13 protein-coding genes and 1 tRNA gene are annotated in these 20,597 nt (G+C 45.8%); 5 read left to right on the plus strand and 9 right to left on the minus strand.

Annotated features, from left to right (window positions below; genetic code table 11):
* Window positions 1-23: 23 nt before the first annotated feature.
* From ACN4EK_RS08430 to ACN4EK_RS08440, 3 genes are read right to left on the minus strand one after another with little or no spacing between them, the layout of a single operon-like run.
* Complete coding sequence (locus tag ACN4EK_RS08430) at window positions 24-1,916, minus strand: hypothetical protein (protein WP_431657403.1); 1,893 nt, start codon at window positions 1,914-1,916, stop codon at window positions 24-26.
* Between the two features lie 14 nt (window positions 1,917-1,930).
* The gene (locus ACN4EK_RS08435) at window positions 1,931-2,704 is read right to left on the minus strand and encodes an ADP-ribosylglycohydrolase family protein (RefSeq protein ID WP_431657404.1); all 774 of its coding nucleotides are present in this window, start codon (window positions 2,702-2,704) and stop codon (window positions 1,931-1,933) included.
* Window positions 2,705-2,707: 3 nt separating this feature from the next.
* On the minus strand, window positions 2,708-3,529 hold the full coding sequence (locus ACN4EK_RS08440) for a protein phosphatase 2C domain-containing protein (RefSeq protein ID WP_431657405.1): 822 nt from the start codon (window positions 3,527-3,529) through the stop codon (window positions 2,708-2,710).
* 118 nt (window positions 3,530-3,647) lie between these two features.
* On the opposite strand from ACN4EK_RS08440, the gene ACN4EK_RS08445 reads away from it, so the two are divergent.
* The 3 genes from ACN4EK_RS08445 to ACN4EK_RS08455 all read left to right on the plus strand — a co-directional run bounded on the left by ACN4EK_RS08445 (window position 3,648) and on the right by ACN4EK_RS08455 (window position 5,942).
* Window positions 3,648-4,340 carry an NUDIX hydrolase gene (locus tag ACN4EK_RS08445; protein ID WP_431657406.1) on the plus strand — a complete coding sequence of 231 codons (693 nt, stop codon included), beginning with the start codon at window positions 3,648-3,650 and terminating at the stop codon, window positions 4,338-4,340.
* 172 nt (window positions 4,341-4,512) lie between these two features.
* Window positions 4,513-4,584: transfer RNA gene (locus tag ACN4EK_RS08450), tRNA-Val, on the plus strand.
* A 191-nt stretch (window positions 4,585-4,775) separates the two neighbouring features.
* Window positions 4,776-5,942 (plus strand): tyrosine-type recombinase/integrase, encoded by a 1,167-nt coding sequence (locus ACN4EK_RS08455; protein ID WP_431657407.1) that lies wholly within the window; start codon window positions 4,776-4,778, stop codon window positions 5,940-5,942.
* Window positions 5,943-6,233: 291 nt separating this feature from the next.
* On the opposite strand, the gene ACN4EK_RS08460 is transcribed toward ACN4EK_RS08455, so the two are convergent.
* Window positions 6,234-7,199 (minus strand): ParB/RepB/Spo0J family partition protein, encoded by a 966-nt coding sequence (locus ACN4EK_RS08460; protein ID WP_431657408.1) that lies wholly within the window; start codon window positions 7,197-7,199, stop codon window positions 6,234-6,236.
* Window positions 7,157-7,813: a ParA family protein gene (locus ACN4EK_RS08465; protein ID WP_431657409.1), complete on the minus strand. Its 657-nt coding sequence runs from the start codon at window positions 7,811-7,813 to the stop codon at window positions 7,157-7,159. Before ACN4EK_RS08465 ends, ACN4EK_RS08460 begins: the two co-directional genes overlap by 43 nt.
* Window positions 7,814-8,405: 592 nt before the next feature.
* Here ACN4EK_RS08465 and ACN4EK_RS08470 point away from each other — a divergent pair.
* The gene (locus ACN4EK_RS08470; RefSeq protein ID WP_431657410.1) at window positions 8,406-9,470 is read left to right on the plus strand and encodes a hypothetical protein; all 1,065 of its coding nucleotides are present in this window, start codon (window positions 8,406-8,408) and stop codon (window positions 9,468-9,470) included.
* Between the two features lie 251 nt (window positions 9,471-9,721).
* On the opposite strand, the gene istB is transcribed toward ACN4EK_RS08470, so the two are convergent.
* The 4 genes from istB to ACN4EK_RS08490 all read right to left on the minus strand — a co-directional run bounded on the left by istB (window position 9,722) and on the right by ACN4EK_RS08490 (window position 15,473).
* Entirely contained in the window at window positions 9,722-10,441 is a 720-nt protein-coding gene (gene istB, locus ACN4EK_RS08475) for an IS21-like element helper ATPase IstB (protein ID WP_431655901.1), read from the minus strand.
* Complete coding sequence (gene istA / locus ACN4EK_RS08480) at window positions 10,359-11,972, minus strand: IS21 family transposase (RefSeq protein ID WP_431655899.1); 1,614 nt, start codon at window positions 11,970-11,972, stop codon at window positions 10,359-10,361. Before istA ends, istB begins: the two co-directional genes overlap by 83 nt.
* 1,083 nt (window positions 11,973-13,055) lie before the next feature.
* Window positions 13,056-13,676, minus strand: a complete 621-nt coding sequence (locus tag ACN4EK_RS08485) for a hypothetical protein (protein WP_431657411.1) — start codon at window positions 13,674-13,676, stop codon at window positions 13,056-13,058.
* A gap of 1,407 nt (window positions 13,677-15,083) precedes the next feature.
* A complete protein-coding gene (locus ACN4EK_RS08490) occupies window positions 15,084-15,473 on the minus strand; it encodes a CU044_2847 family protein (RefSeq protein ID WP_431657412.1) in 390 nt (129 codons plus the stop codon).
* Between the two features lie 88 nt (window positions 15,474-15,561).
* Here ACN4EK_RS08490 and ACN4EK_RS08495 point away from each other — a divergent pair, with 88 nt between their 5' ends.
* Window positions 15,562-20,244: an nSTAND1 domain-containing NTPase gene (locus ACN4EK_RS08495; RefSeq protein ID WP_431657413.1), complete on the plus strand. Its 4,683-nt coding sequence runs from the start codon at window positions 15,562-15,564 to the stop codon at window positions 20,242-20,244.
* Window positions 20,245-20,597: the final 353 nt, after the last annotated feature.

Consider the following 20,597-nt stretch of genomic DNA (forward strand, 5'->3'; position numbering starts at 1 on the left):
CCTCTGAAAATCAGTAGTTTCGATTAACTTAACTTCAACGATCGGAGTTCCCGACAGTTGATCACATACAACCCTCCTGAACTGGGTAATAGCCGAGAATGACCATCGACAAAGGGTTCTGTATCTGGAAAGAGTTTTGTCTGAATTAACTGTTGCCGTTGTACTTCAATTCGGATAATGCCTTCATCCGTTGGGGCTAATAGGAAATGGTTCACCGCACAATAGCGGGATTCATCCGTAGTCAAATGATTTCCCAACGTGGCTAACCAGTGATTGTCTCCAGCCTTGACTTGAGCCGTTGCGATCGTAGTTCCATTGCGATGAATTACAGTACAGTGATAGTGAAGTTGCCCCTGGAATTGGGTCTTGCAGAATAACCAGGCATAGTCCTGACTCAAGGTGCAATTAGTGTGAATCAGTTGTCCCTGCCAATGGGGTAGTTGGACGCGATCGTAGATCCCTGACTTTTCCACGTCAAACACAAACGCAACACTCAGCTCACCCGCTTGATAAAAGCCAAAGCCAAAGCCAGATCCGACCCAGAATCGAGTTTGTTCAGGTAACACTTCACCGATATAAACTGACCCTAAGTTACCATCTCGTTGTAGTTGTCCATTCGCAATCCAATAACAATGGTTAGGAGTTGTATCGAATAGCGCGATCGCATCTAGACTTTCAACCGCAAACCGTTCTGGAACTTGATCAGGACAAAAGCGAATTACCTGCCCTTGATACCCTAGCAACGTTGTTTTACCCTGAATCTGCCAGCGCAAATAGGGATTTAAATCACCTTGTAGAATGACAGAACCATCTTCACGTTTGAACTGACCACGATCGTGGTAAATCCATTTAAGTTGACCCCGTTCTACCGTCGCAAATACAATCACTCCCTCAGTCACAAAAATCTGAGTGGCGGTAACAGTTCCTTGCAAGATTGAGGCTGGTTTGACCATCTTAGTTACGATGGGAATACAGATCGGACAACTTGATCGCGCATGTTCTAAGCCACACTGTTTACATGTTGTCCATTGCAGGCGATCGAGCAGCGATCGAGGAAACTCACCTCTGGCATCTCGCTCAAATATTTGCTGAAAGTGATGTAACAATTCATCCGACAATGCCTGATAAGGAATCGCTGGTTTGGGATAGCGCACCTCTGGATGAAACACCGTAATTCGATGCAGCGATCGAGCCGTATGGGGGACGTGTTGGCTAGGAGATTTCGGCTTATACACCCCACCATAGGGATCAACAAACAATAGACACTGCATCAGCATGACGGCAAAGGCATACCAATCCGAATCCTGATTATGGGGATGTTGCAGCATTGCTTGGGATGCTTGGGGCTGGCAAATCAGCGGATCGACAAAGCGAGCCGTAAACATCTGGCAGGGGAAGATGCTAAACTGCCAGGAATCCACATCAATTAAATGCGCCTCTGCACCATTGACTAACACATTTAAATCATTAAAGTCACCAATAATAATTCCAGCGAAATGGAGCTTAGAGACAGTTGTATGTAAATCCTGAAAAATCTGAACTACGGTTTGAGCTTTAATTCCCGTTTGCCGAAAACTCCGTTCGCCATACTTCAATAGCACCTCTGCCCCCTTTAACAGAGACATCGTATAGCCGAGAATCGTTTGTCCAGTTTTATCTGTGGCTAATGCCTGCGGAGCTACAACCCGATCGGGTAACGGTTTGGGAAACTGGGGTAGTTTTTGTTGATGCAGTGCTAAACGATCGCGGGCCGCTTGTTGTTCCTGCGGTAGTCCCTGATAATCAGGGTGGTTAGGGGATTTGAATAACTTTAATGCCTGACCATGACCAATATCAAACACATCGGCTTCCCCTCCCTTACCGATCGCCCGTTTGGGATCGGCCCGGACTTTCTTTCCATTGACATAAACATCCATAATTTGAATGCCCCTTAATTTGAGCCATATTGCGCCATAAATAACTCTGTAACCTGGCGTAAAGGTTGATCCAGGCGATTCAGCACTGCCTGACTAATCTGCTCTGGAACACCGCCATAAAAGGCTTGAGCAATACCACCCGTAACACACGCGATCGTGTCACTATCTCCTCCGATCGAAATCGCATTCCGAATCGCATCTTCAAAGTCTGTGGATTCAAGAAAGGCGATGATTGCCTGTGGAACTGAGCCTTGACAAGAAACATCAAAGCGATAGGTGGGACGAATCTCATCTAAAGTCTGATTCAAGTCATAATCAAACGTTGATTCAATGTAAGTTTTGATAGCTTGTTTACTCTGCCCAGTCCGAGCTAGAAAGATTGCAGTAGCGGTAGCCTGTGCCCCCTTAATGCCCTCTGGGTGATTATGTGTCACCTCAGCGCTTTGTTTAGCCACTTGCAAGACAGTTTCTAAATCATCAAAGGCATACCCGATCGGGCTAACCCGCATTGCCGAACCATTGCCCCAACTGTTATAGGGCTTAGGACGATCGAGCATTGCCCAAATCATAAATCCCTTACCAAATCCAGCCCGAGGATAGCGATGGTAATACTCTTTGTACTGCTGCGCGTAATCGTTTTGATGTAACAGAGCATCAGCCGTAGCTACCGTTAACACCGTATCATCAGTAAATCGACTTCGAGCGGCAAAAAGTTGAAAGTCTTTGGCTTTATAATTTTTACCTTCAAACACAGAACCAATTACATCACCCGCGATCGCACCTAACATACTTTATACCTCCAGTTTTCTACGAATCACAATTAGCGTTGTATCGTCTGGTAATAGTCCTCCAACTCGATATAGTTGTTGTTGCTGCCAATCTGTTTGAATCACTTCACGATTAATCAAGGATAAACGCCGACGCAGTTGATCAGGGTTCTGAAAATAGCGATCGTGTTGCCAAAATTGTTCAATCTTCCCGACGGGTTCTAATTTCCCTGGTAATGGCTGATCCGCAACAGTTATCAAGTCCTTAACCCCATCTGTGCCGATTACCAGCGATCGCACCCTATCCGTCGGCAAACAACCGTGAACTTGAAACGGCAATTGTTCCGGTGGTATCGGACTGGGTTCAAGTAGCCCATAGGCTAGATAGGGTGGAGCATTGCTGGGAAAGGTAGGAATTGATACTTCCTCACCATTCAGGAGTAAGACTCCATCTCCAATCGTGAACAAAGTCGTAACTGTAGGTGTGATTACAGCGCCCACAATTGTAAATAGTAAGTGGTCATAAACCCCTTGAAGTGAGTCACCATCCAGCATAAAAACTAGCTGACTTAATTGCTGTAATACCCCCTGCTGGACAACTGACCAGAATCCTGGTTGCTCAACTTTCCCTATCTGAAGGGTTTGCGCGATCGCATTTGTTACAAGTCGAACTCCCAACGTTGCCCCGACTTCACTATATGTTCCACTACTACATCCATCACATACCACCGCGATCGTGATATCACCCAATGTCTGCCAGTGCCACGCATCCTGATTATTCTTACCCACTCGCAAATGTTCTCGACCGATTACCGAACCAGCCGCGACTTCCCATTGGCTGCTCATCACTTAGTGTCATCTGTACACAATAAATCTATCTTAGTGTCGGATTTACACAGTGTCAAGAACGCGGTATGAATAAATGGATTCCCTTCCACACCTTCCTTGTCTTCCCCATCCTCCTATGCCCTCCTCCTACCCCTACCCCCGTCCCGCGCTCACCGTAGACTGTGTGATCTTTGGTTTAGATCAACAAACCATCCTAAAAGTCATGCTGATCCAGCGCCAACATCCCCCCTTCCAGGGAGAATGGGCATTACCCGGTGGTTTTGTCCGAGTGGGAGAATCGATCGATGCGGCAGCCCTGCGCGAACTGCAAGAAGAAACGGGCATTAAAGATGTGTTTCTAGAACAGCTTTATACCTTTGGAGCCATCGATCGCGATCCCCGTGAACAAACCGTAACCGTTGCCTATTACGCCTTAGTCAATTTAAGCGAACATCCAATTCACGCGGCGACTGATGCCACTGATGCCGCCTGGTTTCCCATGAATGAATTGCCGAAATTGGCGTTTGATCATGATCAAATTCTCCAAACCGCGATCGCTCGACTCAAAGGAAAGGTGCGCTACGAGCCGGTCGGCTTTGAGTTACTGCCGAAAAAATTTACCCTCAGCCAACTCCAAAAACTCTATGAAACTATCCTGGGGCAGGAGTTGGACAAACGCAATTTTCGCAAAAAAATTCTCAAAATGGATCTGTTAATTGAATTAGATGAACTGCAAACTGGAGTTGCCCATCGCGCGGCTCGCTACTATGAATTTGATCAACACAAGTACGCACAACTCAAGCGATCGGGATTTAACTTTGAACTCTAATCTTCATGTCTGGATAACCTCCGCCTGCCCAAAAGTACCCTTTTCCCAAAAATTGTCCGCTCGATTACCACTTAGCTGTTAGAATGACCTACGTACCATTACACCGCTAGCAAAAATTGACTCTACGAATCAGCTTTTGCACAGGGTTAAACTTCTGGTACAATAAACATACGGGCGATTAGCACAGTGGTAGCGCACTTCCTTCACACGGAAGGGGTCACTGGTTCGAATCCAGTATCGCCCATATTAAACGAAAAACCCAAAACCCAAGCCATACAAGCTCTAGAGCATTGATTTGGCTTGGGTTTTAGCGTCTAAGACCAGGCAATCCTCAGTAGTACAAATGATTAAAATTGGACTTTTTGAGGCCCAGTTAGCTAAATTTTGACTATCATTTGACTATCAATCTTAGTACAGATGCTCTGGGAGATAGTCATGTTTACCGAGTCTGGCAGAGTTCGGAAAGGGTCCGTAGGGATTGAGTCGTTTCGGGGACGGCTACGACTGCGATTGCCTCGTCAATTATTTAATGGGAAACAAAAGTACATTTATACTGGGTTGGCTGACACAAGTGTTAACCGGAAAGCTGTTGAAGCCAAGGTCAAGCTTATTGAGTCAGATATAGCGTTTGAGCGGTTTGACTATACTCTTGCCAAATATGGCAAACCACAGTCTCCCCAGTTCACATTGGTGGAAACGATCAAGCCACAAGCAGTTACGGTCATGTATCTGTGGGAGCGATTCGCTGCTGATAAGCAATCGAACCTTAAGCCAAAGACTTGTGAAAAGTACGACAATCTCTCTCGGTTGTTCAAAAAAATTGGTGAGCTACCTATTGACGAACCTCTGGTGGTAAAGCAAAAGCTGGAGCAAGTTACCACCACTTCTCGGACTAAAGACGGCTTAATGTATCTCTCTGCGGCCTGCAAATGGGGTATGAAGCATAAGATTATTTCCGAGAATCCCTTCGATGGAATGGCTCAAGAACTTCCTAAACATCGCTACCAGGTGAACCCAAACCCAAATGCCTTTTCTGAGGAGGAGCGCGATCGCGTCGTCGAGATATTCAATATGGATGGGAGGAAAGGTATGAACTACCGCCACTATGGCCCATTTGTGGAATTTCTATTTTGTGTTGGATGCAGACCGAGCGAAGCTATTGGTCTTCAGTGGAAACATGTCTCCGCTGATTGTGGCTTCGTAAATTTTGAGAGTTCGCTGGTTCAAATAGGTAATCGTCGGGTTCGTTCCCAAGGAAGCAAGAATAACCGCACCCGTCGGCTTGCAGTTTCTGAGAGAGTTAAAAAGCTGCTGGAAACTATTAGACCTGAGGATGTAGATCCTGAGAGCCTAGTTTTTCCATCAAGGGATGGAGACGCAATTAATTACCGGAATTTTTCTAGACGAGCATGGTCTCGACTTGTTGACCCGATCAAACCAGATACCACTCCCTACTCTTGCCGTGACACGTTTATCACACTTCAGCTCATAAAAGGAGTGCCCAGTAGCGTAATTGCTAAGTGGTGTGACACCTCGACACAAATGATTGACACGAATTACGCAGATAAGCTCAAGCTGACTCAGTTGAGACCTAAAGATTAGGTAACATTGGTAGGACGAGGCAGACGACATTCAACAGAATAATTAATTGCATCAGATAGAGAAAAGGTTACGCGATGTGTGAATATACTTGTATAAAGCTACCCGACATGAGTCGGGTAGCTTTTCTCTTATCCCAATGCTCAACAGAGAAATAGCTGGCTTAAAGATTTGAGAAAAACAGAGCTTCTATTGTGTACCTACTTGAAAATAATAGTCAGGGTTTCATCTGATGTAAAAAGAGAATTATGTGTTGTAGCAAATGCCTGTACATGAAGCATCTATCCCACTTCCTCAATGACTCTCAAGTACTTTCTCTAAAGCAGTTAGGAGACTTTCTAATTGCGTTCGTCGCTTAGTACAGTTCCACACATCCTCAGTCTTTTTCACCTTACTAAGGACTTTTGTTAGTTTTCTTTGCAAAGAATTGTCCTGATGATGGACTTCTAGCTTTACTCCTTTTATCCGCGCCTTAATATCTTCGACTGATAGCTGATTTTGAATAGCTTCATTGAGAAGTATATCCTGTTTCTTTTGATCCTTAAGCCGCTTAATTTCATTGGCATGGCGAACATCAATTCTGCCCGATCTGACGGCATTAAGAAGGGTTTCTGGAGCACTTAGCAGGGGCAATTCAAATCGCATAAAGTGACTGAAGCGAATTCCAAGAATTTCAAATACTCGGTCAACAATCAGCCGAGCTTCATTACCCGACTCGTGTCGGGTAACTTTCCCCTTGTTCTCATTCTCGATTCGATACAAACCGGACTTGGCTTCAGCAACGGAGCATCCTAATTTGAATGCTAATTCTTGCAAGACTGCATCGACCCTATCCACTATATTCAGATCTTGCCTCTGTACGTTTTCGAGTAATGCTAATTCCCAAGCTTGCTCATCAGTCAGGTTCCGAATAACAACTGGTACTTTTTCAAGGTTAGCTAGCTTTGCGGCTCTATACCGCCGTTCCCCAGCTACAAGGCTATATCGCCCATTAGCGATCAGTCTAACAATCAACGGTTCCAGGATGCCATGTTCTTGAATCGAGACTGCTAATTTCTCTAGCGCTGCCTCATCAAAATATCGTCTAGGCTGTTTTTCTGGTAAGGCGATCGCTGACCAAGGAATCTGCCGTGCCAACTCTTGTTCACCAGCAGTTCCCTCCTGATTGTTAGTTTGAACAACTGAGAGAGACTTTTCTGGCTGGGATTTCAGTCCTTTTAGCCCCTCGAATGCACTCTTTTTACGTTGTACTCCTGCCACCCCATCTCCTGCTTAATCTCTTGTCCTAGTGCTTGATAGCTTAACCATGCTTTCTGAGCGATCGCTCCACCAAAATCTTGTACCAATGCTCCATGATCAGGTGCTTCCTCAAACACGGCTAGCTGTTGAATTTCTGTTTCAAAGACCGGAATCTTCTCTTGGTATAAAAATTCTCGTGCTGTCATTCGCTTCGTATGTTTATCTGTTCGCTTAGGTGGACGCACCATTGTAAGCAACACCTTATACGGAGCTTGTAGCTGCTCTAATGTCCGCACAGTTTGTAATAAAGCGTGCAAGTCCAAAAAAGATGGCCTAGAGGGTAAAACGAGGAGATCGCAGTTTTCTGCCAAAACTTGAATATCTTCTGGCTCAGGATGTGCCTTCGTATCAACAATTACGTAGTCGTACTGTTGCTCTTGCAAGTGAGTTTGAACAACAGAGGAATCAATCGTCTTAAAGGGAAAAGACTCTCTGTTTGCCCAGATCAATGCTGAATCATTTGGATCTCCATCTACTAGCAGGGTGGAACCCAGAGTCTGGAAATAAGCTGCAAGATGTACTGCTGTTGTGGTTTTTCCAATTCCGCCCTTACGACCTGTAATTGTGATAACCACGACCTCTCCTCACATAAAGCCTGTTTCATTTCCTGTTTTATGGCTGCTTCTCCTTATGAATGCAAGGGATAATTCTGGAAGGATGTAATGCTCATCCGGGAACTTTCGAGCGCCATCTTTATGAGTCAGCATAGAGAGGTAGCCAATTTTAGGTGCAAGAAGGGCAAGGGGCAATCTGGTTAGCCTCCAAAAAGACAAGCTAACAAACATGAAATATCTTAATAAAAGGCTGAGAAGTAGTTATTTAATCATAGGGAACTTTCGAGTTCTTAAAACTTGAATCCGGGAACTTTCAAGGTCAATCTAAAGGTATTTTCGGGAACTTTTGAGCGAAATTACATAGGATTTCCGGGAACTTTTGAGTTCTAATCCGGGAACTTTTAAGGTCAAAATCGGGAACTTTTAAGGTTAAAAACGGGAACTTTCGAGTTCCAATTCGGGAACTTTCGAGGCCAAAAAATCAAATAACTCATTGATATCTGTATCGAAGTAGGCTAAAGACTCTTATGACTATTAAGACTATATAAGACTACGTAAGACTAGGATCGTTAGTTCTCTTTTATATTTTTAATCTATGTTTTAAGACCTAACTATGGCTCCAGCGAAACCACCTGTCTCCGTCGCAAAGAGCGTCCCCTTTGAAATCATTCGAGCAGAAACTACTCTCTCCAAATACCCAATTCACAATTTGGTTAAAGGCAAGCCAACAACGATCGATATCCGGACAGTGGATCGACAGGGAAGGAGTATTCGATGGGAGGTCTCTGCCAACCAAAAGTACGGTTTACCTGGTCAGCTTGCTTATAAACTCGATACTCTTGTTATTAACCGTCAAATAGAAGAATCTGGACAACCTATTCCAGAGATCATTTCACTCGGCAGTCTACGTCAAATCTGTCAAGCTCTAGGCTTGACAGACTCTGGTAAAAACAAGAAGAACATTACCCATGCACTCCAGCAGAATGCTTTGACTGGTATTACTGCTTGGTTGCGGTACAAAGGTAAGGACAAGGTTGAACACGAATTGAAAGCCACTTTTACTCGCTACAACGTTATCTTTACAGGTCAACAAATGCCTAATGGGCACAGTGCAGACGGTGTTTATCTCATCCTAAGCCAGACATATCGGGAAGTTCTTGCTCAATCTCCTACACGCCCCTTGGACTATGAGTACCTCAAAGCATTGACTCCGACTGCTCAACGGTTCTACGAGATCATCAGCTATCAGATCTTTGCAGCCTTGAAATACAACCATTCTCATGCTCGTCTACGATATTCAGACTACTGCCTTTACTCAGCTCAGACTCGGTATGAGGATTTGAGTGCCGCTAGAAAGCAGATGTACAAGGTGCATCAACCTCATCTGAAGTCTGGTTATCTTGCACAAGTTGAGTTTGAGGGAGGTTTTGACCAGGAGGGGAAACCAGATTGGATAATGTCTTATCAGCCAGGACCTAAAGCTAAAGCCGAGTATGAGATTTTTACCCGTAAACGGAAGTCCAGAAATGAATTCTACAGCCAGCCCGTTATCGATTCTTCTACGTTAGAGGCTGAGTTAAATGATGAGGAAGTTTCTGAGGAGGAGAACCTTTTCCAACAAAGCCTTGCCTGGGACTTGGTAAATGATGTGATCAAGAAAATGGGACGTATGCCTTAAATATCTGTTCTAAGCCGCTCTAAAGCTTACGGTGGCGATTTTCGACCTCATCCTGGCAGGGAACATAGAGCATCTTAACTCTCCCATAGGAAAGTTCTCTAAGCCTTTGGAGCAATTACCCTAAGCACAAGCAATCTGGATAGCTAGGAGATGTACACTCTCTACCGCATCTTCAGCTTGCTCTAAAATATGTTCCACAGTCATTTCAGAGTGACTATGAAACGTCAACTATTTTGGCCGCTCCGCGCTAATTATTTTGGCCGGTTTTGCTGTGAGGTCGCAGATCGCTCTTTGGCGGCCTGCTGACGAAAACTTTCGGCTTGGATTTCCAGGATGAGCGCATGGTGGACGAGGCGATCGACGGCAGCGACAGTCATGGTTGGATCCATAAAGATGTCGTCCCAGGCACTGAAGGGATGATTGGCTGTAATCATGAGGCTTTTGAGTTCATAGCGGTGGGCAATCAATTCAAACAGAACCGAGGTCTCGGTTTCTGACTTTTTGACGTAGCTAAGATCATCGAGGATGAGTAGGTCAAACTTATCCAGCTTTAGCAGCGCAGACTGAAGCTGGAGATTGGCCTTAGCTGCTTGCAGCAATTGCACCAGAGTGGTGGCAGAGAGGAATTTGACCGTTGCTCCTAACTCGATTAGGCAGCGTCCAACGGCGGCAGCGAGATGGGTTTTGCCGACGCCAGAAGGACCAAACAGCAGGAGGTTGTCGCCGCGTTTGAGCCAGCTTTTGTCCTGACTCAACTGCGTGACGGTGGGCTGATGGACACCCGGACACCGGCTGAAGTCAAAATTGGAAAAGGCTTTGGCAGGCGGCAGGTGGGCATCTTTGAGGGCGCGTTGGACTCGAGCTTGGTAGCGTTGCGTCGCTTCGACCTCACACAGTGCCAGTAGAAACTGGGCATGGGTCCACCCCTGTTGGAGGGCTTGACGCTCCAGTTCCTGCCACTGTTGTTTCATGTAGGGCAGTTTGAGGGATTTGAGCAGCAGGCTGAGGGTTTCCATCGCTGTCGTGGCCGTAGGTGGTATGGGCATAGAGCAACTGGTCGTAATGGGTGAGGTCATGCTGTTGGGTTTGTAGAGTGGGTGGGGACGGCACGTCTACCAAATGAAATTGCTGTTGTAGCCCCACTAGACTGAGGGCGTTGGCATTTAGTTGAGCCTCCAAATACTGAGCAACTGCGTGTTCCTTGTCCTGCTTGGCCGCAATATAGAGGGCCTCGCACATCAGGCGAGCCGCCGTATAGGAGTCAAATTGGTGCTCAATCTGCCGCCATAATTGGCGGTAATGGTCGTTGGGCAAGAGGTCCTGTTGCCAGACCCAATAGAGGAATGCCCCCGGTTTGAGGCGCAAGCTGTCGATAACATGGCGGTAATTGACGCAATGCAATCGTTGTCGAGGATTGTCAGCCGGGGCGTAAAGCCGAGGCAGTTCAACGACCTGCTGACGACCGAAGAACCCCACAATCCGGTCATGGTGCAGATGCAGCGTCAGAGTACAGCCCACTAAGCGGGAGGGAACCGAGTAACTCATCCGTCGCACCCGGATGGTACTGTAGGTACTCACCTTCACGCTCAGCACTTCGTAGTCCGGATAACGATAGGTGGGTAGGGGCTGAAGATAGGGCACTTCCTCTTCAAAACGGGTTTGGCATCCCTGGTTCAGTCGAATAATCACCTGTTCAATGAATTGCTGGTAAGCGGCAACCGATGGAAAGTCAAAGGACTCCCGCAATAGTAGGGCTTGATGCAGGCGATTTTTGAAGTGCCCGTGAGGACTCTCTATCGACCCATTCTCATGGGCTATGCCACGATTGTTCCGACTCGGACGCAGGTTGTAATGATGGCATAAGCGGTCGTACATCTGCGTCATGTCTATATCGGTACGCAAACCTAGATTCCGGTAAGCCGCACTCAGGCTATCGGTACGGTGCTCTTTGGGGCAGCCTCCACAGGCTTTCAAGGCATTTTGCAAACCCTCCGAGAGCGCTACAAAACTCTCCCCGCCCTGCACCACCTGGACATACTGCCAACCGCTGTACGCTAGACGGTAGTGGTAGAGCAAATGCTCAAACGGCTTACCCGCAATCGTAATTTGTTCCTGCTTGAAGTGGGTGAAGTCGGATAAGCCCATCTCTCCGGGTGGGTGTTCGATAGCAAACATCACAACCTTGGGTGGACCTGCCGTGACTCGCCAGTTTTGCACCCGCCTTTGTAAGGTGCGCATAACGGACTTGCTGTAACGTCCGGGGTACGTGTCTTGCAGATACTCGAATAGTGTTATCGCTTGCAGTTTGGGTTGGTGTTCCAGCATCGGTACCAATTCACTTTCCCAAACTTCAGCCAACGGGTCACGGCGGGTGCGCCAGTCATGCGGACGCCCTCGTTGCGATTGCAACTCGCCCTGTTCTATCCGTCTACCACTGCGTACAGACACGCCAGCTTTTGCTGCCGCAGTTGTCTGCGTGCAGCCGTTCTCTTTGGCGCTCATGTATAGTTGAACCTGTTGATAATTAATTCGTTTTCCAGACACTGGGCAGTCATTTAATTGGCGTTAATTGACGTTGCCTAGTGTCTTTTTTTGATCCAGTAAAACTGTGTCAGAAGGCACACTTCGCTCACCTGAACGGCTGTCTGGAACCGGCCAAGTTAATTGTCGCGATGCGGCCAGGTTAATTGTCGCTCAACAGTGACTTTACTCTGGACTGTTTTTGCAAAAAGATGAATTATTACAGTTGTCTGACTAGAGATCGATAATCGCGTGCCCGTGGAACATTAGAAAACTTTTTCCCATTGGGGGATTGTGTGGAGGATCATGAGTTTCTGAAACGACAAGTTCTCAATCTTCGTCTTGCAGGAGTTACCACCCCAGAGATCTGTAGAAACCTCAGTTTAGATCTTGATACTGTTCTTGCGTGGCTCATTAACGAACAACTTGTTCACACAGTAACTTTTTCAGATCCCAAAGAACCTGTAAGGAGTAGCCACAAAAAATATAATTGGGTTCATCTGAGTACGATCATGTCACGACTGAGTGAGCCAGCATCCCGTTATGGTTACTCTGGAGATCTGTGGACACCGTGCCGTTTGATCTCTCAGTTCAATTTGCCACGAGGTACTGTTTACCGATGGATTGAGAAGACAGACCTCACATTTACCAATCGGCTCCGTTCTCAGTTTTTGAATAAGGGGCAGTATCAGCGGTGGATCACTACTATCCTTCCTAAGATCGCTGCGTTGGTGGAGCGTCGTAAAGCATTGCTGTATTTGCTTGATGAATTGAGACCAGAGGATTGCCCGAATGCCCACATAATTTGGGAATCAGCCCAAGATTGCGAAGAGTCAGAGGCAGGAGACCCTGTTTTTATTTACGGTATTAGCTCTACAGGACGTATTACTGGGCAACTGCATTGGTGTCGTAAGCGAGTAGCCTCTGGACAGGTACTCCAAGTCTTACAGGGATTTCTCAGTATCCACCCTCAACGGGAGATTGTCATTTTAGCTCGAATGAAAAGTACGTATCGAACTCGGTCTATCCAGAATTTTTTGGAACAGCAGCCAAACTTACGGCTTATTACCTTTTAACCAGAGTGGCGTTGTGGTTGCCGCGAAGTAAATGGCGTTTGGCTTCTAGCGGGTTAAAGGTAATGGGTTGTAGTCCGGCTACCTTACGGCGTTGATTCATGTAGTAAAGTAAATGCTGTTTCTGTCGAACAACGCCAGGAAAGTTGTAGTAGGGGAGGGAGGCGATCGCCTCTTCAACGACTGATTGAGGTTGAAATATTAAATCCTCCATGTGCCGCTCAATCCTTCTCCAAACCCTGCTCGTGACTTGTACTGAAACTGTAGATCCCTTGAAACCAATTGAGTAACCCTGGAAATGCAGGGGAGCATCTTTCATGTCATAACTATGCAATCGGGCAAATGCTTCATGAGTGCCCTCAGTAGCAAGTAATACAAAGGAGTATCTAAATCGTAGGTACTGTATCCGTGCCCTACCTTTCCGTTTCATCCGCATTCGAGCCGTTCGGCAAGAGGTGACTTGGTAGGCAGCTCGAATTTTTTGGTCGATCGCGGCTGGGTCTTTGTCCAGAGGTATGTCTCTTAACACATACCGGGTATACCCAAATCTGGCGTAGTCGATCGCAATCCGACGTAAGAAGTCACCCAGTGATTGGGCTTCCCACTGTGCCATAACCCTCCATACAGAAATAGGGACTGGTTGATAGGCTCAACCAGTCGAAAGCCATAACAGCAAGCCACCCAGACGCAGACAGCCGTCTGCGAGCATACGGGCAGCGGTAGCAGTCTAGTTGCCGCCGACCACTTTCCAATAAGCTGCAACTTTAGTTGTCGTTTCAGTCAGTTATAAACCTTGAGGAAACGATGTCTTATTGGTGTCAGCAAGAACGCTGCGATCGATAAACGCTGTCTTTTGGATTGTTAGTGAACTGTCTTTTGAGTTTGTTTCGTCATCCGAACTCCGTTTTGTAGAGTACCTGTGACGGCTGTGGTGGTTTACGAATGCCCCCTGTTTCAGGGACACTCGTAAACCCACGACAAAACGTCAGACTACGTGATCAATGTGAGTTCCGTCAGTGCTTTCGTTGTTGGTTGTCTATATCGGTTACCAGCCGATACCCAAATGCCCATTGGACTGCCCAGCCCGCTGTACACGGCTTCAAAAAAGCCCTTCTACTTGCACCACGCTCCCAGACTCCCGCGTTTGACACCTGATCTGTACTTGACCAGGCACCGGCTTACCACTTCCGGCAGCGAGAGTCCTTCCCCGATTAGTCATAACAGTTGGCAGAGAAAGTCTTGTCACTAGTTGATTACTATCAACAGAACATACATACCGAGGGGTATCCCCTTTTCATTTCAGATTTCAGGAAGCAGAAAGCAGAAGCTCTTCCTTACTGATATGCAGTCTCTTCGTCGTTGGGCACAACTCTTTCTCTCCTCACCAGCAAGCGGTTTCCCGCCTTTCATCGTTGAGCTTTTCATGTTGACCTTATTGAGACCATACCCGGAGATGTCATACTCCGGTCGCCACAGTCACCCGTGTACGAACTCCCGACGCTGGCAGAGGTTACACGCCATAGAACTTCCGTAGGCTATGTCCCCTCTGATGGATTTTCACCATTTCTGTTGTGACGGCCTTCTTTCTGAAATTAGAAAAAAGGTCTGTCTCGGTCGCCCTCTTTCAGCAATGAGCGTTCACTTTATGGAATAGAAGCACGGGATTACTCTTTAACGGTCATCTCTCTTCGAGATGTCTTGTATAAAGGATTACTCCGTACAGCCTTCCTCGTGCTGGGCGAGCGATTCTCATCGCACCCAGCGCTACGGATAACAGCACAATGCTTTCGGGGTAAATCGAAAGCAGCCCCTTAGCCAGAATGGTAAGCTCTGGTTTACCGGGGTGTGCCGTCACACGATCAGGTAGCTGTTCCGTTCGCCATGTTGGGCGATTCAGGAACACAGCCATTAAGGTTGGAAGATAGCGAAAAGAAATAGTAAATTAAAGCAAATTCCCAGCAATCAACCACTCAAACCCTGTAATAATTGACATTTAAACTTGTTTTTATAGTTTTCATGACTAACCTTGATTATTTTCATTATCTGTAAACGAACATTCAACCTGGATCTTAAGATTGCTTTTTGCTGTGCCTTTTGTCACATAAGGAATACCTGTTTCACCGCCGATTTCGATACCAAACTCCAAAGTTACTTTGTCTACATTAGCCATCGCTACTTTTTTGAACGCAGCCAAACTATAGTTTGTGTAAGCAAAAATGGTGCTTTGTAGATCCTGAATGTGCTTTTGAAAATCCTCTCTAAGACCCTTTTCATTGGCGGCTTCCTCTTCTTCATCAACCTCTGGAGTTGATAAGATTGTGACTTCACCCGTGGCTTCTACCTCTTCAGTAATTTCAATGTAAACAACCGTATCTTTGTCAATAAATAGGGGAGCCAGTTTGGTTTTCATAGAGGTTAGGCTAATACGTCGAGGTTTGAGGGTGAATATAGCTAGCCCAAAGTATAATACACTCAGGTATTCCTGAGGCGGCGTAAGTATGGGGCGAAGTGCATTAGCTGTAGGCATTAGTACTTACAGCTATCAGGGTCTAAAAAATTTAGAAGCCCCCGCTAGAGATGCTGAAGCGATCGCCCAGCAGCTAGAATCCAGCTTTTCCCCTTTCCGGGTTGAACGGTTGCCAGGGATTAAAGACAAGGCAAATGATGGGCTAAAAACAGGCAAGACCAGCCAGGTCACACTTCGGCAACTGCAAGAAGCTTTAGTTCGATATTTCAATCCCAGGGGTGAAACTTATAGTGATACAGTCTTATTCTATTTCTCTGGGCATGGTCTTTATGATGACCTCACGGGCAAGAGCTATTTAGCAACGAGTGATACAAATCCAGACGATAATAAATGGGGCTATGCTCTGACCGACTTCTCTGCCTTACTACGAAACAGTCCAGTAAAACGCCAAATTATCTGGTTAGACTGCTGCCACAGTGGAGGACTAATCGCTGTTAAGGATGCCAATCCAGGTGAGCAATCAGGATATAGTCGCTGTTTTGTAGCTGCGTCTCAAGAAATTGAATCAGCCTATGAGCTAACGAGTGGTTCCTACGGTGTTCTGACGGATGGTCTGTTGCAAGGGCTAAATCCTGAGAGGGTTCCAGGGCAATGGATTGATACGCTGTCCCTATGCGCTTTCTTAAATCAGTACCTTAGAAACATACGGAAGACCTATCCGCAACGCTCTCTATTCCTCAATGTGGGAGAACCGATCGATCTGACCTGCATCACAGCAGGCAGCACCTCGTTGGAAGGGTTAAATGAGTTGCAGGTGGATGTTTGTCCCTACCGTGCATTGAACGCTTTTGACTTCACGCCAGAAGATGTTGAGGTATTTTTTGGGCGCACAGCACTGACAGATGAGCTTTTAGCTCAAATTTATGAGCACAACTTTTTAGCCGTGTTAGGGCCATCTGGAAGCGGCAAATCCTCCGTAGTCAGAGCAGGTTTACTCAGTGAACTTCAGCAGGGCAAAAGACGTTCTGGCACCGAAACTTGGCACATTCTACCGATTATCCGACCAGGGGAAAGCCCGTTGAGGAACTTAGCAGGGGTATTTATCCCAGAAATACTACGAACTAAGAAGAAAGGAGAAGCTCTGTTGAGTGGTTCTCTATATGACCTCAAAACACGAGGCGCAGAGGCATTGGTAGACCTGATAAACGAGGACTATGAAGAGCCTGTCGTTTTAGTGGTAGACCAGTTTGAAGAGATTTTTACTCTCTGTCGGGGTAGCCAGGAGAAAGAGCAGGAACGAAAAGATTTTCTGGATTGCCTATTTGGAGCAGTCGATACTCTGTCAGGTCAATTACGCTTAGTTATTACCTTGCGAGCTGATTTTTTGGGCAAATGTCTAGAACAGTCTTACGGCAATTTAGCCGGACGAATTAAGGATTGTCGGGTAGATATCACCCCACTGGCAGATTCTGAGCTAGATGAGGTGATTAATAAACCTGCTGCGACAGTGGGCTTACAGATCGCTCCATATTTACAAGAGCGTCTCAAGGAGCATATTAAAGAAGCTCCTGGAAGTCTACCTTTACTGGAATATGCGCTAACGGAGCTATGGCGAGATTGGCATACTCGCTACACATCAAGCGATGCTGATGTTGGCAATCAACTCACATTCGAGGGTTATGACCGAATTGGCGGAGTAGCAGGCGCACTAGAGAGACAGGCGAATGCTGTCTATGAATCCTTTGCAGAGTCAACGGTTAAGCAAGGATTGGTTCAGCGCATTTTTCTGGAATTGGTGCAGCCTGGTGAAGAGACAGAAGATACTCGACGGCAGGTGTTGAAGCGGGAGCTAAGCAGTGAAGTACACCCCGAAGCAATGTTAGATGAGGTGTTAGGGAAACTGGTAGAAGCTCGTCTAGTTGTTACTGATGAAGTTCCTACGGAAAATGACCCGAATGCGGTTGTTATCGAGTTGGCTCATGAAGCTACAATTCGCCATTGGCAACAGCTACGATATTGGCTTAACAAGCATCGTCAAGACTTACCTATCATTCGGCAACTTCGATCTGATGCCAGCACCTGGCAAATCAATGACCAAAAACCCAAATATCTGCTAGTTGGTGCTCGTCTTGATGTTGCTTTAGAGTGCGTAAAAAAATATCAGCAATTAGGATATTTAAACGAGGTTGTCCAAACCTTTGTCAAAGTTAGCTGGAAAACTTGGATAGCAGAGGAAACAGAGAAAGAACAGCAAGTTTTGGAGTCACTTTGTCTTCTAGCTGAGGTGCAATGGAAGCAGTATCAGCAGTTAGAATCATTACTTAGCATCACACAAGCAGGAAAACGCTTACAGCAGATCTTGCGAGCTAGACCAGAAGTTAAGCCTCAAAACAGCCAAAAAGTAATTTCTAAGCTCCAACAAACGCTCTACACACGAATTCAGGAAAAAAATCGTTTAGAAGTAAGTAGCGATCCTGTAAAGGCTCTAGCCTACAGTCCTGATGGTAAAACCCTTTGTGTTATTCAGGGCAATACACTGCTGTTATGGCACACAATGAATGATAGTCATAGCTCCGGTTTAGAGGTTAATAGTAAAGGTTCTGCTGATTTAACCCTCAGCCCCAATGGTAAAATTCTTGCTTTTAGCAGTGGGAATGAAACTAAGCTTTGGAACACAATGGATGGTAGCCTCATCGCCCAAATGGATCGCACGAGTGGCAGCATGAATTCTAGCCTAAAAGGCGATGGCAAAGGCAATCCTCTAATGGCTTTCAGTTTCGATAGTAAAACCTTTGCTTCCTGGAATGGTGATAAGGTCAATTTTTGGAACCAAATCAACGGTTATCTTGTGATGAAACTGGAAGATCATAGCAAGAGTATCAACGCTTTAGATTTGAGTCCTGATGGTAACATCCTTGCTTCTGCTGGTGAGGACAAAACGGTCAAACTTTGGGATGCTACAAATGGTAGCATTATCGTTAATCTAGAAGGTCACGATCGGGGTGTAAACGGGGTAGTCTTCAGTTCTATTGGTAAAATCCTCGCCTCTGTAAGTCGGAATATAATAAAACTTTGGAACATAGATGGTAGTCTTATTGCCAACCTGGAAGGTCATAGTGAGGAAGTGAGGGGGTTAATCTTCAGTCCTGATGGCAAAGTTCTCGCTTCCGCAAGTCGGGATGTAGTCAAACTTTGGAATGTAGATGGTAGTCTTATTGCCAACCTGGAAGGTCATAGCAGGGGTTTGAAAAGAGTGGTCTTCAGCTTCGACGGCAAAACCATCGCTTCAACCAGCGAAGAGCCTACGATAAAGCTTTGGAATACAACAGATGGTAGTCTCATCGCCAATTTAAACCATGATGGTAAAGTCAATTCCATGGTCTACAGTCCTGATGGTAAGACTATTGCGACTTCTAGTGATGACGCAACAGTTAGGATTTGGAGTGTAACAGATGGAACTCTAATCTCTAGTTTAAGGGGGCATATTGAAAGTGCCACTGATGTTGTCTTTAGCCCTGATGGTAGAACCCTTGCTTCTGCCAGTAATGATAGAACCGTCAGACTTTGGAGTATTGCAGATGATAATTCAGTCCACTCTAGCTTAGAAGGACATAGTGAAAGTGTGAGTAGTATTGCCTTTAGCTCTGATGGCAAGACTCTTGCTTCTGCTAGTTGGGACAAGACTATCAAGTTTTGGAAGCTGATAGACAACAGCATTATTTACAATTTGGAAGATAGGGATTATGTCGAGGTTGTGGTATACAGTCCTGACGGTAGGATTGTTGCTTCTGCTGGCTGTGATGACATAGTTAAGCTATGGAATTCTGTAGATGGTAGCCTTATCTTTAACTTAGAAGGCCATACCACAAGAGTTATTGATGTCATCTTTAGTACTGACTGTAATGTTCTTGCTTCCGCCAGTGAGGATAAAACAATAAAACTTTGGAACGTCACAAATGGTAGCTTGATTTCTAGCTTAGAATGCCGTTATGCCCCCAGTGCCTTGAGCTTCAGCCCCAACAGCAAAATCCTTGCTTTTGCTAGTCAGCTTGGAACTGTTCAACTCTGGAATATCGAAGAAAATTGTACTCTTTTAACCAATTTAGAAGGGCATAAAGGTTGGGTCAGTGCTTTCGCATTCAGTCCTGATGGGAAAATCTGTGCATCTGCAAGTAAAAATACTGTTAAAATTTGGAATGCATTGGATAACAGTCTCACATTCAATTTGGAAGAACATATTGGAAGTGTCAATGCTATTGTATTTAGCCCCGATGGGAAAATTCTGGCTTCTGCAAGTAGTGACAAGATTCAACTATGGAACGTGGCAAACGGCACCTTGATCTCTAGGTTGGAAGGGCACATTGATCCAGTCAAAACCTTAGCTTACAGCCCCGACGGGAAAATTCTGGCTTCTACGGCTGGTGATACCATAATGATATGGAATGGTAGAGATGGCGCTCCTATCCATACTCTGAAAGGGCATACCAGCTATATCAATTCTTTAGCGTTCAGCCCCGATGGAACAATTCTGGCTTCCGCGAGTAATGATAAAACTATCAAGCTTTGGAGGTTGGACTTTGATTTAGGTCTTGATGCCCTTATGACTCAAGCTTGTAATTGGCTTCACGATTATCTCAGCCATAGCCCCAATGTTAGTGCGAGTGATAAAAAACTTTTGGAGGGATGTTCAGAAAGCAAGTTCAAGCAGTCCTGAAATCGCCAGATCAGTTTTCAATACGTACTTCGCAAATTGAAAAGATTATTTTGCCCTTCTACCAACTGAAGCCTTATAGCTTTAGGCACTTCAAAGATAGATAAGACTTCTCTTTAACCATCGCTAGGGATGGGACAGACTGACAGTTGGAAGAAAAGCAGGGACACACCCGCAAGGAAAAAAGACAGCTCACGGGTATGTCCCGTAAACCATAAATAACAACCACAGGAAACGTATCAGCAACCTAAAAAGCACACAAGAGAATCACATAATGACTCCACAAAAAAATGAGCTTTCAACCTATTGGTGAAAAGCTCATCGTTAAATTTATTAATAAAACGGAACTAACAACC

Source organism: Pantanalinema rosaneae CENA516 (genome assembly GCF_050753385.1).
Classification (GTDB): domain Bacteria; phylum Cyanobacteriota; class Cyanobacteriia; order Leptolyngbyales; family Leptolyngbyaceae; genus Pantanalinema; species Pantanalinema rosaneae.